Genomic DNA, 15,439 nt, shown 5'->3' with positions numbered 1-15,439 from the left:
ACTCCCCCACTCCCCACTTCCCCAACCCCAGACATACCTATAGAGATGGCACTGTCAGCATTAATTATTTCCGATCGAGCGACAAAGGGTAAAATTTGGGAAACACTGCAATATGCTGGCAGTCATCGTGGATAAAAACACGCTATTTTATTAACCTATACTAACCGCGCTTTAGGAGTCAGCAGTTTTCATGGATTCCGTGACAACCCTCCAATGTCAAAACCTAACCTGTCTATCCCCGAACGCTCTCACTAATAGATTCTGTGAAAAATGCGGCACTCCTTTAGTTAAGCGCTATTTATGGATGATCGGTGATTGGGTGAGAAGCTATTATCGTGTTGGCGAGCTAATTGATGATCGTTATTTGGTCAAACAACCACAAATTGTTCTTGATACTAAACCCGCTCAAGCACCCGAAGCACCGGAAGAACCTCCTAGCTGGCTCTCCCTCTACCTAAAATTGTTACCATTCCATCTTCATATTCCCCAAGTCTATGGCTATATTCCCAGTCCCGACGAACGCTTAAATATGGACATCTGGCTGTTAGAATACGGCACTATTCCCCTCGATGAAACGGGAGAATTAATTTATCCAGAACTATTGCCCACTCTGGACGAGGTTTGGTCGCAAGCTTCCGATTTAAGACAAATTCACTGGTTATGGCAAATGGCCAAACTCTGGCATCCCCTCCAGAAAAAAGCTGTGGTTTCCAGTCTGCTTAACCCTTTTCTGACGAGAGTGAATAATCAGCTGCTGCAATTGTTAGAATTAAGCAAAGACGAGGCTACCGCTCCCAATTTACGAAATTTAGGGGCTTTCTGGGCCGGTCTGATCCCGACGGCAGCCGCTAATATTCAAGGTTTTCTCGCATCCCTGACCCAAGAGCTAGAATCCGGTGATCTCGATCGCCCAGAATCCCTGATCGCTATTCTCGATTATGCACTACAGCACTACGGTGCGGGTCAAGAACGCAGCTATGAGATTTTCACCTGCACCGATACCGGTCCGCTGCGGGAACATAACGAGGATGCCTGTTATCCCCCGGCTAATCAGGCCATCACCCTCGGCCATGGTCAAAATCCCTTCGACAAAGCTCAGGGCAAGCCCCTGGCGATTGTCTGTGATGGCATCGGCGGTCAGGAAGGGGGCGAAATCGCTGCTCAATTGGCGATCGAAACCCTGCCTAGGGAAATTAATCCCAGTCCCACCAGTGATATTGAAATCTATCCCGATAGTTACAGTCTTGTCCTCGAACAGGCGATTCGTGTCACCAATGATCTGATCAGTCAACGCAATGATCAGGAGTCAAGACAAGATCGCCGGCGCATGGGTACTACTCTAGTTATGGCCTTTGGCCATGCTCAGGAAATGTACGCAGCTCATGTGGGGGATTCCCGCATCTATTGGATTACTCCCCAAGGTTGTCATCAAGTGACAGTGGATGATGATCTCGCTTCCAGGGAAGTGAAATTAGGCTATCTCCTCTATCGTGATGCCATACAGTATCCCAACGCGGGGGCTTTGGTGCAAGCTTTGGGCATGGGTAGCGCCACTAATCTCCATCCCACTGTTCAGAGGTTGATTGTTGATCAAGATTGTGTTTTTCTCCTCTGTTCCGATGGTTTAAGTGATTATGATCGGGTAGAACAATACTGGGACAGTGAAATTCTGCCTCTTTTGCGAGGAGAGAAAACCGTGACGGCCGTGGGGGAAAGTTTATTACAACTAGCTAACCAGAAAAACGGTCACGATAACTCCACCATCGCCCTAGTTTATTGTCGGGTAGTTCCTGCGGCTGAAACTGTCAGGCCTTTAATTTATGCTGAGGCCAAAGAACGAATTATTCCCCATCTTAATGACCAAGATTTTGATCACAACGGGGACACCGACCCCGGGGAAGAAGTGGTAACGGCAATACCCACTCCCCCCCCCGCGTCTTCTTCGGTTCCTAGTCCTACCTCTCCCCCCCCACCCACTACCGTTTCACCCCTAGTCATGGCAGCGATCGCCGTCGGTGTTCTCGGTTTGCTGGCTGCGATCGCTTGGCAATTCTTGGGTCGTCATCCCGCTTCCAATCCATCGATTTCTCCCGCACCTGTCACCAGTCCGAGTCCCACGACCGGGACGACACCTTCCGCACCTGTCACCAGTCCGAGTCCCACAACCGGGACGACACCTTCCGCACCAGTCACCAGTCCGAGTCCGGTGACGACACCTCCCGCACCTGTAACCAGTCCGAGTCCCCCCAATCCCTAATTCATAATTCCCACTTCCCCACTTCCCCACTTCCCTATATGTGGCTGAAGATTAATCGACTTGTCGGGGGTTGCCAGAGCGAGTTAAGATAAAATGCCCGATTAACTGCCGAGTCTATCATATATGGTTGATGCTGCGACGTTCTCCTCCGACACCTCCGCGATCATTGATGCCTTTGAAACGCCTCTAGAGTTTAACTTTCAACTGCCGGATCCCGAAGATGAAACCATCCAAGATCATGACTTTCAGCAGCAACTGGATTCTTTTTGGAAAGTTTGCGATCGCTTTGATTTGCAAACGGAAATCTGGCGGGGGCGAATTTTGCGAGCTATTCGCGACCGGGAGAAGCAAGGCGGTGATAGTCGCGGTACGGGCTTTTTAAACTGGTTAAAACAGCGAGAAATCACTAAAAGTCAAGCTTATGCTCTGATTCAATTGGCTAATAGTGCCGATACTCTCCTGGCGGAAGGACAACTGGATCCCGATAGTATCAATAATTTTAGTAAACGCGCCTTCGTAGAAACGGCCAAATCTGCCCCGGAAATTCAAAAATTAGTCAGTGATGCGGCCCGACAAGGGGAGAGAATTACCCGTCGGGAGGTGAAGCAATTGGCCGATGAATGGACGGCGATGAGTTCAGACTTACTACCCGATGAAGTGAAGGAAAAAGCCAGCGACGGCAGTTTACCGGCGCGTCATCTCGCTCCCCTAGTGAAAGAATTAGAAAAGTTACCCGATACTCATATCGACACTCTCCGTCAAGAAATCGCCGCTAATCCCGATGTAGATACGGTAAAATTAATCACCTCGGAAGCACGCAGTTTAGCCAAATATCTCGACGCGGCGGCCCAAGTACAAACTCTCCGACGGGGTAATTTAGATATCGAAATGGCTCTAGAAGAAGCTTTGCGCGTCGATTGTCTAAATACGGCGGCGGATCTGGTTAAACAAGCCACACAATTAGAGCAGGCCGTGGCTAAACTTTATACTACTTGGAAACGTTTAGGTAGTTTGTCCGATCGCCTCTATGTGGATACGGGAGCAAGTAATCCCCATCTGCGATCGATGTTAACCTGTTTGGAAAGTTTAACCAGTGAAGTGATCGAAGTAGAACTGGATGAAGGTGGCCAGAAAATGGTACGTTTACGCATTATCAGCGATGGGGGAAGTTAGATGCTTTGTTGAGTGTTGGGTGTTGGGGTGTTGGGGTTTTAGTTGAAATTCCCTCATTACCCTATTCTCCCATTCCCCTAACGGCTTGCTGCTATAATCTCTGATTATCCTCAACTTTTATGAAAACTTATTAACAGATACTTGACTTTATGCTAAAAATCAAGGAAAAAAAACAAATAATTAGCATCGGTTCCATAACTGCGGCGATCTTGCTCAGTTTAACCCTAATTCCTGCCGCTATAGCCAAGGATGTGCTTCTGAGAGTGGGCATTGTCCAACGTTTTGGCGATGAAGCCAAGGAAAAATTAACCCTGAGTAGTACCAGTGGTGATAATCTCACCCTGCGCGTGGTGGGAGAAGATGGCCAATCCCAAACCCTGCAAACCAATCGCCTACAATTAGAAGTTATTCCCCGTCCTCTCGCTTCTCCCATCCTCCAAGAAAAAGTCATTTTGAGCGACCACGCCACCTTTGAAACCGCCGAAAATAGTGCCAAAAACTGGGCAAAAATGGGCATTAAAGTGGAAATCACCCAACCCGGACGCTGGCAGGTTTGGGCAAAGCGAGAAGTTTATGAAAATCCCCTAGTGCGACATTGGTTGCTGACCAGTTTGCAAGCCAAAGGCTACAATCAACCCTATATTAATAGTGTTTTACTCAAAGAAAAGCCGCAAGTTTCTTTCCAAATCAACGGGGTGCGCTATTTTCCCAAAGAATTGGAAATCGAGAGCCAAAAAAACCTGATTCAAGTTACCCATGGCCCCGATCAGGTACGTTTGTACGGTGGGACTATGCGCCTACAGCCCAACGCCTACGGCACTTTTACCCTAGTTAATAACGTTCCCCTCGAAACCTACCTGCGCGGGGTTGTCCCCCACGAAATCGGTCATGATGCTCCAGAAAGTGCCACCCAGGCGCAAACTATTATCGCCCGTACCTACGCCCTCCGCAATCTCCGCCGTTTTCAAGCCGATAATTACGAACTCTGTGCCGATACCCATTGTCAAGTTTATTATGGATTGACGGGAACTAATCCCCGGGCTGATCAAGCGATCGCAGCTACCCAAGGACTGGTTTTAACCTACCAAAATGAGTTAGTGGATGCCCTTTATTCCTCCACCACCGGCGGAGTAACTGCCCTCTTTAGTGATGTGTGGGATGGGGAAGAAAGACCTTATCTCCGGGCAGTGGTGGACTCCCCTAATCGAGTCTGGGATCTGTCGAAACAATCCCTCGCTAATGAGACAACTTTTCGCCAGTTTATTAATCTTAAAGATGGTTTTAATGAGACGGGACGACGGGTTTTTCGCTGGCAAAAACAAGCTTCTTTAGCTGATTTGAGTCAAGACCTAGAAACCTATCTAACACGGCGAAAACATCCCCTGGCCGACTTCCAGAAAATCCAATGGATGGAGGTGACTAAACGCTCTCCTTCCGGTCGGATTCTGACTATGACTATTCAAACCGATAAGGGGATTTTGGAACTGCATAAAAATGAGGTGCGTAGTGCCTTAGGACCGCCTCGCAGTACCCTATTCTACATCGATCCTATCTACGATACCAATCGACAGATCCAGGGTTATAACTTTATTGGTGGCGGTTTCGGCCACGGGGTAGGATTAAGTCAATTTGGTTCCTATAATTTAGCCCGTTTGGGTTGGTCTCCTGAACAAATTCTCGCTTTCTATTATCCCGGTACCACCATCCAACCTCTCAATAATTCGATTATCTTTTGGCGAGGAAATTAAGCAGTTATCAGTTATCAGTTATCAGTTATCAGTTTCTGAAGGCAAGAGGCAAAAGGCAAAAGGCAAGAGAAAGGCTCTGACAATTCTCCTACCTAAAAAGATGATTAGAAACTAAGTAGAGCAAATATTTGACTAAATTTTACATCGGTAAACGCTGAATATCTCGGTTAGAACCAATTACCACCATGGCTAAATCCTTGTGTAATCTTTCTTGGGGATTGGGGTTAATCTTGAATTTTTCCGCATTACCAACAGCGACAATATTTAACCCATAACGATTACGAATTTCTAACTCTGCTAGGGTTTTACCGTGAAAAGCCTCCGGGACTTTTAACTCGACAATACTATGTTCGGGATCGAGATCAAATCGTTCTAAAATTGATGGTCTAGTTAAACGGTGCGCTAACTCACAACCGGCATCATATTCGGGAAAAACTACTAAATCTGCGCCAACTTTTTTGAGTAATTTTCCATGGATTTCTGTGGAGGCTTTAGCTGCGACAAAATTAACCCCCGCTTCCTTACAATTGAGAGTGGTAATGATACTTTCTTCCACGTATTTACCAATAGCGACAATCACCGTATCGGTTTCAAAAATTCCCGCTTCTCGCAGAGCGTTAGGTTTGGTAGAATCAAGCTCGATCGCATTATCTACTATCCGATCAGATAACGCTTGTGCTACTAATCCTTCGTCAATATCTGTCCCTACCACCTGATAACCTTGTTTGCGTAAGGTTTCACAAACGGCACGCCCAAATCTGCCTAATCCGATGACGGCAAATTGACGATTTTGGGGACGCATACTACTAAAAAATTTAATTGATTGCATAAGAAGTTAAACTGTTACGCATTTAAAATGCTAGTGTCAATGAGTGAGGAGACAGGAGAAACTGATAACTGATAACTGATAACTGATATTAATTATCCCACTAAAAGGTTTTCTTCGGGGTAGTTAATAACTGTTGGTTTCGGATCGCCGATAATAGCCGCTATTAAAAGTATAACTCCTACCCGTCCCAGATACATCATAAAAACAATAATTAACTTAGAAATCGGCGATAAAGCGGCGGTTATACCCATAGATAAGCCGACAGTTCCAAAGGCAGAAACTACCTCAAAAAACAGTTGAATCATTTGAAAATCTGTCTCCACAAATGAGATGGCTAGGGTGGAAATAATAATCGCTATAACCGAACCAAAAACCACCGCCATTGACTTTAAAATTAACGGCATGGGAATGCGTCTTTGATAGAGAGTAACTTCTTCACGGCCTCTTAAAACCGAGCGGGTACAGTTATATAAAATCCTAAAAGTTGTGGTTTTAATACCTCCCCCTGTACCGCTAGGACTGGCTCCTATAAACATCAAAGCCATGGTGATTAACAAACCTTCTACGGAAATTTTACCAATATCAATAGTATTAAATCCTGCTGTTCTCGATGTTACCGATTGGAACCAAGCAGCCAGCAATTTATCTTTAATTGATAAATTAGCCAAAGTGTCACCATTTCCCTGTTCAGTAAGTAAAAAAGCCAAGGTTCCTATCACTAATAAAAATATAGTTGTGCTGATAGCAACTTTATAGTTAAGGGAAAAAACAAAGCCTTTTCGTTTATATTGAAAGCGGTAAATAAACCAAGTGTAAAACTCGATAATTACCTGATAGCCGATACCTCCAAAAATGATCAATCCTGTGATAGATAAGTTAATAATAATTGAAGACTGATAGGACATTAAGTTATCTTTAAACAAGCCAAAACCCGCATTATTCCAAGCACTAATACTATGAAATAAAGATAACCACACCGCATATCTAAAATCATACTTTTGGGCGAAGACAGTTAACATAACCAAAGTTGCTGTTAACTCAAAAACTAGAGTAGTAGCAATCACTGATTTCATTAAACTTTGACTACCTTGTAGGAAAGGTCGATCGAAGGATTCTTGAATTGCTAACTTCTGTCTCAGGTCAAATTTTCGCCCAATTAATAACATTAAAAAAGTGGTAGTGGTCATATATCCTAACCCCCCCACTTGCACTAATAAAGCAATAAATAATTGACCCCAAAAAGAAAAATAAGTCCCCGTATCTACTACTGCTAAACCCGTGACACAGACGGCAGAAGTGGAGGTAAAGAGGGCAACAATTGGGTCATTCCAAGTGCCGCTGGTGGTAGAAACAGGCAACATCAACAGGGAAGTTCCCGCTAAAATTACCGCCATAAATCCCAAGCAAATTGTCCGGGCAATCGTCATATAAATTCCTTAGTGAAAGTAGCTAAGAGAAGATTGTTTTTTGGCTAACACTTCTTGATAAACTAACTGTAAGCGGTCAATATTTTTGCTGAGAGTGTAGGAGTCTAAAACTCTTTGACGGGCTTTTTGTCCTAAAATTGTGGTTAATTCGGGATGATCTCGTAATACAGGCAAGAGAGTTTTTAATTGGGTAATTAGTCCTTTAGTATCTAGAACTATTCCCGCACCTTTTAACACTTCCCCATCGGCACCCACATCCGTAGCCAGACAAGCAACACCGCAGGCCATCGCTTCCAAAAGGGAAATCGATAAACCTTCCACTAATGAGGGTAAAATAAAGCCGTCAACCCCGCGCAAAATTTCAATTCGTTTATTTTCATCGCCGATAAAACCTAACCAGATAATACCATCTTCTTCTCCATAAAAAGGTTTGAGGGAAGGAGTTAACGGACCATCGCCAACAATGAGCAGTTTGCATCTACCCCCTAAATTGGTTTTTTTCCAAGCTTTCAATAAAGATTCTACATTTTTCTCCGGCATGATCCGACCGAGATAAATAAATAAACAATCGGCATTATATTGCGCTTTAATATTCGATTGTCCTGGACAATACTTATTAACATCAACCCCATTGGGAATAATTGCTAATTTTTCTTCGGGAACTCCCAATTTAACTAAAAAATCCCGTTGAGAGGTGGAAAAAATAATTACTTTATCGTAATTAGCTAAAAAAGGGGCGTGTAGTTGGTAGGTTAATAATTGGGTACTGGAGATGAGATTGCGAATTTTACTATCAAAAGCCGGGTGAAAAGTCGCCACCAGAGGCAAATCTAAAGACTCACAAATTTCTGGTAGCAGAAAATCGAGGGGAGACAGGGGTAAGGACGCATGAACTAGATCGGGTTTCAGTTCCCTGAGTTTATCCTGTAGAACCCGACTCGATTTCAGGGTGGGAATAGTATAGACTTGGGAACTATAGAGACGTGGCAGGGTGATTTCGTCGTAAAAGTCGGGCCAATCGCTTACGGTGGGTTTTTCGGAAGAAAAATGCAGAAAACTGACTTGATAATCTCGATCGAGCAGGGAATTAGTCACTTCTCGCCCATAGGTAACGTTACCGCAAAAAGGAGATTTTTTTCCTAACCAGGCAATGTGCATTCAGATTCTCTTAAGAAAAAGTTAATTTAGCCAAGTATCAGCTTACTAAATTAGCCGTAAAATTAAAAGCTAATAGAGTACCCAAGCAAAATTAATTACCCATCTAAGTCCTCAGCTAAAAATTGCCCTTTGCAAGAGTGCCTATTTGATAGTTAAAATTCTCGGCTTTTTACTGATTGGCCGAGGACTTGCGACGACGACAACGTTCTGAACAGTATTTGACCTCATGCCAACAGTTTTGCCACTTTTTGCGCCAAGTAAAGGATAAACCGCAAACGGGACAAATTTTACTGGGAAGATCGGACTTCGAGACCTGACGTGCCATGATTAAAATTAAAAAGTCAAAAACTGCGCCTTATCTATGAGTGTAGATGAAAATAATCAGAGTTCCCCACTCGATCGCCTGAGAATTATTTTGGTTGAACCAGCTGGAGCCTTAAATGTGGGTTCCACTGCCAGAATTATGCGGAATATGGGCTTAAGTCGCTTAATTATCGTCAATCCCGCCTGTGATATCCTTGCAGAAGAAGCGCGACGCATGGCAGTACACGGGATTGAAGTCCTAGAAAACTGTTCACGGGTAGCCACCCTTGGGGAAGCTTTGCAGGGTTGTCATCGCATCATTGCCACCACCTCAAAACCCCGTCACCTGAATACTCCCCTCGAAACACCCCGGACCGCCTTACCCTGGTTACTCACCCCTAACCTGGAATCGGCCTTAATTTTCGGGCCAGAAGACCGGGGTTTAAGTAACAGCGAACTGAACCACGCCCAGCGTTTTGTCGGTATTCCCGCTAATCCTCAATATTCCTCCCTTAATCTGGCCCAAGCGGTGGCGGTTTGCTCCTACGAACTGTACCAAATGGCAACGGAAAATAGGCTCGAACCCCCGGTAGAAACGCTCCCTAATGCCACTTTTGAGGCTCTAGAAGGCTATTATCAGCACTTGGAGAGCTTTTTGCTCAAAATTGGCTATCTTTACCCCCACACCGCCGCCGCTAGGATGGAGAAATTCCGGCAATTTTATCATCGGGCCCGGCCCACGGTGGAGGAATTAGCCCTGCTGCGGGGCATTATCGGTCATATTGAAAGTATCGGGCAACTTTTTCTCGGTCTTGATAGTCTCAAGGGCAAGAAAAAAAATTCTCCTAGCGATCGATAATAAATCTGGATACCCTTGAGGAAAACCGTGACTCGTCAAGTAACTCGTCGTCCTACTAAAGTCCAATCTGGCCCTGAGTCCCCTAGGTCCCTGGACTCAAACAACAAAAAAAAGTCTTTACCGGTTAAAAGGGCAAAAAAACAGCGTAAACCTAACCTAATCGCCTCTTTTCTCCTTCAGGTTCTTCGTTTCTCTATCCTTGGTGTCGGTTTAGGTGCGATCGCTGGTACGGTTTTAACGGTGGTGGATCCGAGCAAATTACCTCTACACCCAAAACCCACCGCTACTAATTCCCCGACTCCCCAACCCGTCACCCCAAAACCGACCACCTTAGTTTTCAACGAAAATCTCAGCAGCCTTAACCAGAAATTACAGGCTTTAGTGGTCAAATATCCGAAATTACAGGCGGGAGCTTTATTTATTGACCTCGATAACGGTGCTTACTCTAATTTTCGCGGAGATACTATTTTTGCCGCCGCTAGTACGATTAAAATCCCCATTCTGGTGGCCTTTTTTGAGGATGTGGACGCGGGAAAAATTCGTCTCGATGAACCCCTTGTGGCCAGTAAGGATGTCCTGGCCAGTGGGTCCGGAGATATGCAGTATCTAGGAGCGAATAAAACCTATACTGCCCTAGAAACCGCCACTAAAATGAACGTAATTAGCGATAATACTGCTACTAATATGTTAATTAAGCGCATGGGCGGCAAAAAGGCTCTTAATCAGCGTTTTCAAGCTTGGGGTTTGACCAGTACGGTAATTAATAACGCTTTACCAGACTTGGAAGGAACCAATACCACAAGTCCGAGAGATTTGGTGACAATCTTAGGAAAAGTTAATCAAGGGGAATTACTCAGTTTACGTTCCAGAGATCGTCTATTGAATATTATGCAGGAAACGCGCACTCGCACCCTGCTGCCGCAAGGTATCGAGAAATCCGCCGATATTGCCCATAAAACCGGTGATATTGGCTCGATGTTAGCGGATGCGGGGATTATTGATATGCCCAACGGGAAACGCTATCTAGGAGCAGTGATGGTGAAACGTCCCCACAATGATAGTAACGCTAGGACTCTGATTCAACAGATATCGCGCACGGCCTACCAACACTTTAAATGGTATCAATCTAAACCCGCAGCCAAACAGCAACCAGTCCCCCAGTCTTCTCCCTCTCCGAGTCCGGTCGTTATTCCTAGTCCGGGTAATTAGGGTTTGCGGCAAAAAGTTTTTCGTGGGGGTGGGGTGTGGGCTTCGGCCGTGAGCTCAGCCGAACGGGTGTGGGGTGTGGGGTTTTACCCATTTTCAGGACGTTCGGCGAAGCTCAGTCGAGCCGTGGTCAATTACCTAATTTTCAGGGAAAAAGTACCTGAATTTTGCCCCCGATCCCCGCAATGGCTGGCACTTTTTGAGGGAAAAAAAGTCTAAAAGTCTTATCCAACAAGGTTTTTAGATTTATTAAGCAAACCCTAATTAGCCCCTAGGTTAAATTATTGGCTAAAAGACGGGCCAATTGTTCGGCATTTGCCCGGGGGGAAAGACGAGGAAGGATTTTTTCCCCCGTGGCCAGTTTTTGACAGAGGACGGGGACTTCGTACTGATAAGCGTTAAACCAATCCTCTCGACTGGTAATGTCCCTAATTTCTAACTGCCACTCCGGTTGACGGATTTTTTCTAGTTTCTCTAGCAACCCTTCGCAAAGATGACAGTCCGGTTTACTGTATAAAATTAGTTCTATGGTAGTCATAAATATTTATGTTCATTACTTCCACGATTAGTCTCTCGTCAACAATTATACAAACTCCCACACCCCCACCGACTTTAAATAATAATTTAGTTAATTCAGGTACTCAAGATCTAGTCTATATCGGTGTGTTTCTTCTGGCAATTACCCTAGTTGTGGTTATTGGTATTATCAATCAAAAAATTGAATATGCTCTCATTTTTGCCGCCACTCTCACTGTTATTTTAGTTGCCTTCTTCTGGTTTTTATAAGTCCTTCAACGAAGGAAATTGAGGGCAAATCCCCGTTAATAAAGCTTGACGGCTCTCGTTGATTCACCTTCACCGAATTGTTAACTAATTCGAGTTCAGACTTGACAAAAATCGGCTCTTCGTTACTCTTTATGCTAAATCAACAGACAAGATGCCAAGATAACATACTTCTAACCCAAAAATTCCGAAAGTTTCTCAAGCCATAGCCTCTCCGTTTTATTAGTTTAAGTTGATTGTTGATTCCCTCGACCACCCCATTCCTTGTCCTTGGCTCGAAATAACTAATGATTTCTCCAAACCAGTTTCGGATTCTTTGACAACTCTTGGTAAAAACACTGGAGGATTTTACCAACCATTCCGAGATGGATAGCAGTCCTTCTGTCGGATTCTTTGAGGTTTCGTAAATCTTTCTGAATTCTTCCTTTAATTCCTGCATCTTTTTCAAATTTGGGAAATTTTCTTTGATATATATAGCAATTCCATTTGATACGTAAATAGAGCTTGCTATGGTAAATTAGAAACGTTCTGCCAAGAAATGAAAGAAAAAAAAGCAAATGGAAACCAATCAAAATGAAAGAGAAAGACAAATAGAGCGTTTAATCAATTTTATAAACAGTAATGGAGACTCGCGAGAGATGAAGAGAGCCTTAGCAGTAAAATTGGCTCTACAGGGTTATGCCTACAAAGCGATAGAAAATATACTAAATGTATCTCAAGGTTATGTAAGTAAATGGAAAAAAAGATTTATCAAACAAGGAATAGAAGGACTAAGACTAGGTTACAAAGGAGCCAAAACAAAGCTGACTAAAGAGAAAGAAGAAGAGACAATAAAATGGTTATTATGCCAAGAATATTGGGATTTATCAGAACTAAAAATCTATTTAATAGAAGAGTATGATGTAGTATTTGAATCAAAATAAAGTTACTATAAGATTTACAGAAAAGCGAAGATAACTAGACAGAAAGCTGAAAAAGTAAACCCAAGAAAAGATGAAGAAAAAGTCAAACAAAGAAATGAAGAAATTAAGCAAATTCTCGAAGAGCATAGAGAGGAGATAGAGTCGGGAAAGCTTATGGTATATGCGATAGACGAATGCCATCTAATGGGGGAAGATATCGCAGGTAAAGCCTGGAATAAGTCAAAAGAGCGAGGGGAAATACCAATTAATAATTATAAAGATAGACAAACTTATTATGGTGCATTAAACTTGTTAGAGCCAGATTTAATTTTAGAAAAATATCCCAGAGTAAATGGAGAAAATACCGTCAAGTTTCTAGAAAGTTTACAAAGTAAAAATGCGGGAAAAAGATTGTTGATATTTTGGGATAGAGTTAGACATCATAGAGGAGAAAATATGCAGAATTTTTGGGGAGAGCAAAATGAAGGATTAGCCAAATCAGAATGGAAAATTACTTGTGAACTTTTTGCCCCTTATGCGCCGAAGAAAATCCAGTTGAAGCAATTTGGTTTCAATTAAAAAATTTGCTTAGGAGGTTTTATCGTTTCGGCAAAAACTTTAAGATTATTAATCTTTTATTTGAATTTTTTGCCAAATATAATCTTTTCAAATTTCCTAACTTGAAAAGATTTGATGCCTTTTCACAATTCATTTAGGCGCACTATATAATTAATTTGCAAGAGTTCTATTGATAAAAATAGCAATCATAAAAACCAAATCATCAACATTTATCAAGCAATTATTTTTATCAATAAACATTCTACACGACTCAGTCCAGATAAGCAAGATGGCTCACCACTACTACCGAATCACTACTTAATTAGGGTTGGCTGAATAAATCTAAAAACCTTGTTGGGTAAGACTTTTAGACTTTTGAGAAATCAAAAAGTGCCAGCCATTGGAGGGATCGGGGGGAAAATTCAGGTACTTTTTCCCTGAAAATTAGGTAATTGACCCCCTCAAAATCGCTAAAACCCTACATCCTACACCCTACACCCCACACCCGTTCGGCTGAGCTCACGGCCGAAGCCCACACCCTACACCCCACAGCCTGCCCCCACGAGAAACTTTTTCAGCCAACCCTAATCACATCCCGTAAAATGGGAGCGCCTCCGACCAATGGAGGCGTTTTCCCATTTGCCAGTCCAAATAGGCTAAATCGAGGATATCAGTGGCATTTATGCCTAAACAACTGGGTGTGGCTAATCTTTGATAGGGAATAGTTAAGTTTTCTAAAGTCTGATGCCATTGTTCTGGAGTCATCAGGCTATCAGCTAAATAAACCCGATTACCCCGATAGATGCCCACATACAATTGTCCCCTAGTTGCGGGCATTTCTAGGGCTAGATAGGTATCAAGGGGGTAAAAATCCCCTTGTGACCAAGCAAAGGCCGCTAAACTGGAGACGGTAAAAATCGGTAGCTGTAATTGTTGTGCTAGGGTTCTAGCGGTGACTATACCGATGCGGGTACTGGTAAAGCTACCCGGCCCCTTAGCGGTGGCTATAAAGGCTAAATCAGCCCATTTTTGCGGGGCTAGGAACTGTTTTAGATAGGGGTGGAATAGGTTCGATAAATCCCTGTCTAAGTCCCAAGTTTGTTGACGACTATCATCGCTGAAATTAGAGAGGGCCAGTCCTAGTTGGGGACTGCTGGTATGCAAGGCTAATCCATAGACAGGGGAAGACAAGTCAATCTTTCTGTATTAGTAAGTTTTTATGGGTCGCCTGGGATTCGAACCCAAGACCAATCGGTTAAAAGCCGAGTGCTCTACCGCTGAGCTAGCGACCCGTTTCGTGTTCTGCACACGATTTATCAATATAACATCTTATTTGGGCTAAGTCAAGGGGTAATTTAAATTTGATTGACTCGCATTTCCACGATCGCCTCGCGGCTGCTCTGGGGTTCTAAGTAGGTCAAATGTTCGCCTGTGTTGAGGGCGTTGCGGGGAGCGCTCCAGGGTTCGAGACAGATATAATTTTTATCTTTCAGGGTCCAAAAAACTAGAGTCGTATAGAGATTATCGTAACCGAGGACAATTTGACGCTGATGATAGGAATCACTAAAACTACTTTGATGGCGTGTAATTTGCGGAAAAGCGGCATCAATTTCTTCGAGATTAAAGTCAAAGTTGCCGGAGTAGGAATGGAAGGTTTTCGTGCGTTGATCGAGGTATTGGGAAGAGGGAATATCAAAGGATAATCGGGTTTTATCGGTGACTTGAAAATAGGGATGGAACCCGATAGAAAAGGGCATTCTTTCGGGAGAAAGATTAATCACTTTTTGGTGAATTTTGAGGCTGTTTCCTTGCAGTTGATAGGTAAAGATTAATTGAAAATCAAAGGGATAGACTTGACGAGTGGCCGGATTACTGTTTAATTCTAGGGTTAAACTAGCGGCAGTTTCGCTGCTTTGTTTGCTCACTTGCCAGGGTAAATCACGAGCAAATCCGTGTTGTTTAAGGCTATAGTTTCGGCCTTGGTATTGATAGGTATTATCGGGTAAGTTGCCACAGATAGGGAATAAAATCGGAACTCCTCCGCGCACACTGAGGTTAGGATCTTTGAATCTTTCTGTGTCCAGATAGAAAATATCTTCTCCGCAAATTTGCCAACGGGTGATGATTCCTCCCCTAGCGGGAACCACTTCCAGATAAGCGTCGGCCTCTTCATCCTTGAGACAATAGGTAAGATATTGATTTTGGTTTTGAGTGATCGTAAAGGTCATATCAGTTA

General features: G+C 43.6%; 13 protein-coding genes, 1 tRNA gene and 2 pseudogenes. 7 read left to right on the top strand and 9 right to left on the bottom strand.

The window, feature by feature from the left end:
* Positions 1-190: 190 nt before the first annotated feature.
* The 3 genes from IM462_RS04400 to IM462_RS04390 all read left to right on the top strand — a co-directional run bounded on the left by IM462_RS04400 (position 191) and on the right by IM462_RS04390 (position 5,178).
* A complete protein-coding gene (locus IM462_RS04400) occupies positions 191-2,257 on the top strand; it encodes a PP2C family protein-serine/threonine phosphatase (protein ID WP_287714877.1) in 2,067 nt (688 codons plus the stop codon).
* A 123-nt stretch (positions 2,258-2,380) separates the two neighbouring features.
* Positions 2,381-3,430 (top strand): hypothetical protein, encoded by a 1,050-nt coding sequence (locus IM462_RS04395; protein ID WP_002798288.1) that lies wholly within the window; start codon positions 2,381-2,383, stop codon positions 3,428-3,430.
* A gap of 149 nt (positions 3,431-3,579) precedes the next feature.
* Entirely contained in the window at positions 3,580-5,178 is a 1,599-nt protein-coding gene (locus IM462_RS04390) for a SpoIID/LytB domain-containing protein (RefSeq protein WP_287700985.1), read from the top strand.
* Between the two features lie 139 nt (positions 5,179-5,317).
* On the opposite strand, the gene IM462_RS04385 is transcribed toward IM462_RS04390, so the two are convergent.
* The 4 genes from IM462_RS04385 to IM462_RS04370 all read right to left on the bottom strand — a co-directional run bounded on the left by IM462_RS04385 (position 5,318) and on the right by IM462_RS04370 (position 8,917).
* Positions 5,318-6,007, bottom strand: coding sequence for a potassium channel family protein (locus tag IM462_RS04385; RefSeq protein WP_002732601.1), 690 nt, complete (start codon positions 6,005-6,007; stop codon positions 5,318-5,320).
* A 92-nt stretch (positions 6,008-6,099) separates the two neighbouring features.
* Positions 6,100-7,434, bottom strand: a complete 1,335-nt coding sequence (locus IM462_RS04380; protein ID WP_287700984.1) for a TrkH family potassium uptake protein — start codon at positions 7,432-7,434, stop codon at positions 6,100-6,102.
* A 9-nt stretch (positions 7,435-7,443) separates the two neighbouring features.
* Complete coding sequence (locus IM462_RS04375) at positions 7,444-8,592, bottom strand: glycosyltransferase family 4 protein (RefSeq protein WP_271930172.1); 1,149 nt, start codon at positions 8,590-8,592, stop codon at positions 7,444-7,446.
* Between the two features lie 169 nt (positions 8,593-8,761).
* Positions 8,762-8,917, bottom strand: coding sequence for a DUF2256 domain-containing protein (locus tag IM462_RS04370; RefSeq protein WP_002801262.1), 156 nt, complete (start codon positions 8,915-8,917; stop codon positions 8,762-8,764).
* 36 nt (positions 8,918-8,953) lie between these two features.
* Between IM462_RS04370 and IM462_RS04365 the strand changes: the two genes are divergently transcribed.
* A complete protein-coding gene (locus tag IM462_RS04365; RefSeq protein WP_046662435.1) occupies positions 8,954-9,754 on the top strand; it encodes an RNA methyltransferase in 801 nt (266 codons plus the stop codon).
* Positions 9,755-9,781: 27 nt separating this feature from the next.
* Positions 9,782-10,963: a serine hydrolase gene (locus IM462_RS04360; protein WP_287700981.1), complete on the top strand. Its 1,182-nt coding sequence runs from the start codon at positions 9,782-9,784 to the stop codon at positions 10,961-10,963.
* A gap of 268 nt (positions 10,964-11,231) precedes the next feature.
* On the opposite strand, the gene IM462_RS04355 is transcribed toward IM462_RS04360, so the two are convergent.
* The gene (locus tag IM462_RS04355; protein ID WP_287700980.1) at positions 11,232-11,498 is read right to left on the bottom strand and encodes a glutaredoxin family protein; all 267 of its coding nucleotides are present in this window, start codon (positions 11,496-11,498) and stop codon (positions 11,232-11,234) included.
* Positions 11,499-11,506: 8 nt separating this feature from the next.
* Between IM462_RS04355 and IM462_RS04350 the strand changes: the two genes are divergently transcribed.
* Positions 11,507-11,746, top strand: a complete 240-nt coding sequence (locus tag IM462_RS04350; protein ID WP_287700978.1) for a hypothetical protein — start codon at positions 11,507-11,509, stop codon at positions 11,744-11,746.
* A gap of 139 nt (positions 11,747-11,885) precedes the next feature.
* Here the strand turns inward: IM462_RS04350 and IM462_RS04345 are convergent.
* Positions 11,886-12,212: pseudogene (locus IM462_RS04345) on the bottom strand (ISL3 family transposase); the annotation flags it as partial.
* An 88-nt stretch (positions 12,213-12,300) separates the two neighbouring features.
* On the opposite strand from IM462_RS04345, the pseudogene IM462_RS04340 reads away from it, so the two are divergent.
* A pseudogene (locus tag IM462_RS04340) lies at positions 12,301-13,361 on the top strand (IS630 family transposase).
* 430 nt (positions 13,362-13,791) lie between these two features.
* On the opposite strand, the gene tsaB reads toward IM462_RS04340, so the two are convergent.
* From tsaB to IM462_RS04325, 3 genes are all read right to left on the bottom strand, one after another.
* On the bottom strand, positions 13,792-14,394 hold the full coding sequence (gene tsaB / locus IM462_RS04335) for a tRNA (adenosine(37)-N6)-threonylcarbamoyltransferase complex dimerization subunit type 1 TsaB (protein WP_287700976.1): 603 nt from the start codon (positions 14,392-14,394) through the stop codon (positions 13,792-13,794).
* A gap of 29 nt (positions 14,395-14,423) precedes the next feature.
* Positions 14,424-14,495, bottom strand: a tRNA-Lys gene (locus IM462_RS04330).
* Positions 14,496-14,558: 63 nt separating this feature from the next.
* Positions 14,559-15,431, bottom strand: coding sequence for an aldose epimerase family protein (locus IM462_RS04325; protein ID WP_287700974.1), 873 nt, complete (start codon positions 15,429-15,431; stop codon positions 14,559-14,561).
* Positions 15,432-15,439: the final 8 nt, after the last annotated feature.

Origin of the sequence: Microcystis sp. M144S2, from assembly GCF_020246065.1 — a bacterium.
Taxonomy (GTDB): domain Bacteria; phylum Cyanobacteriota; class Cyanobacteriia; order Cyanobacteriales; family Microcystaceae; genus Microcystis; species Microcystis ichthyoblabe_A.
Note: the sequence above shows the minus strand (reverse complement) of the source record. Positions and strands in the feature narration are given on the sequence as shown.